Consider the following 1,298-nt stretch of genomic DNA (forward strand, 5'->3'; position numbering starts at 1 on the left):
GATGGCGAAAGAGGTTTGGTTGGCTTCAGATCAGGTCGGCTTTATGATGGCGCCCTCCATCACCACTCCGGCGGTCGCATACTGCCACAGTGCGACCAGCAGTTTACGTGCCAAGGCGACGATTAGCGGCTTACGCAGCCGCCCACCGTTGCGCTCGACCCGCTGTTTGAACCACTGGCTGAGGGCCGAGTCTGGTTGGTGTCGCAGCCACAGCCAGGCCATCTGCACCATCGTTCCTCTCAGCCGCGGATTGCCCGCTTTTGAGACGCCTTGCTCATGATCGACAGAACCGCTCTGCCAGGGCGTTGGCGCAAGCCCGGCATAGGCCGCAAGCTGCCTTCGATTGTCGAAATGACGATAAAGACCTTCAGACCAGAGTACGTTGGCGAACTCAGCGCCCACCCCCTTCAGCTGCAGCAGTCTCACCACCGGCGCCGGGTCGTTCGCCTTGGCCCGATCCAACAGCAGATCGTCGCGCGCCGCCTCGACCTTTTGCAACTGCTCCAGGATCAGCTCAAGCCGGTCGAGCTCACGCACAACCTGTGCCTTCAGGTGGAAAGGTAAGGCGCGACCATCACCCGTTTGCAGATCCTTGAGCCTGGCGCGTCGGTCGCGACGCAGCGGCTCATAGTCACCGACGCCCTGGGCGAACAGCAGCCCCTTGATCCGGTTGACGTGCTCCACCCGCTCGGCGATCAGCGTCTTGCGCTCCCGGCAGAGTCGGCGGCGATCCTCTTCCTCGGGGGTCGGCGGCCTGACCATGGAGCAGACCCGCGGCTCGCCACGCTTGTAGGCCAGCAAGGTCCGTACCAGGGTCTCGCCGTCGATCTTATCGGTCTTCGCCCGTCGGCGCCGCCGTGACACCAGGATCGAGGCGGCGTCGACCACGTGGCTCTCGATCGCTTCGCCCTGAAGCACCCGATGGATCCAGAAGCCGTCTAGTCCAGCTTCCTGAATGACAATAATCCGGAAGCGCTCGCCGGTTCGTGCCCGAGCCTTTTCCTGGAGCGTCGCAAACAGCTCCAGGAGTCCCGCAACGTGCCCGCCCCGCAGAGAATGCTTGGACATCTTCTCCCCGCCACCCGGCGACAGTGAAGTGATCAGCCAACTTGATCGAGACAGTTCCATCGAAACAAAGATCGCGCCAAGATCAATGCGGATAGCGGCCGGTTCCGGCCGATTTGCAACCTGTTGCATTGTCGTCTCCAGAATGAGTGGGTTTAGCAACGCCATTCTGCCGACGGCAGGTCGCTATCCACCAGCCCATAGGATCTTAGGGCAGTGGCGGTTGCGGCAGG

1 protein-coding gene is annotated in these 1,298 nt (G+C 62.2%); it reads right to left on the minus strand.

Going from position 1 to position 1,298, the window contains the following annotated elements; genetic code table 11:
• Positions 1–30: 30 nt before the first annotated feature.
• Entirely contained in the window at positions 31–1,197 is a 1,167-nt protein-coding gene (locus tag NKI95_RS34230) for an IS110 family RNA-guided transposase (protein WP_352722254.1), read from the minus strand.
• Between the last annotated feature and the right edge of the window lie 101 nt (positions 1,198–1,298).

Source organism: Mesorhizobium sp. M0306 (assembly GCF_040321655.1).
GTDB lineage: Bacteria > Pseudomonadota > Alphaproteobacteria > Rhizobiales > Rhizobiaceae > Mesorhizobium.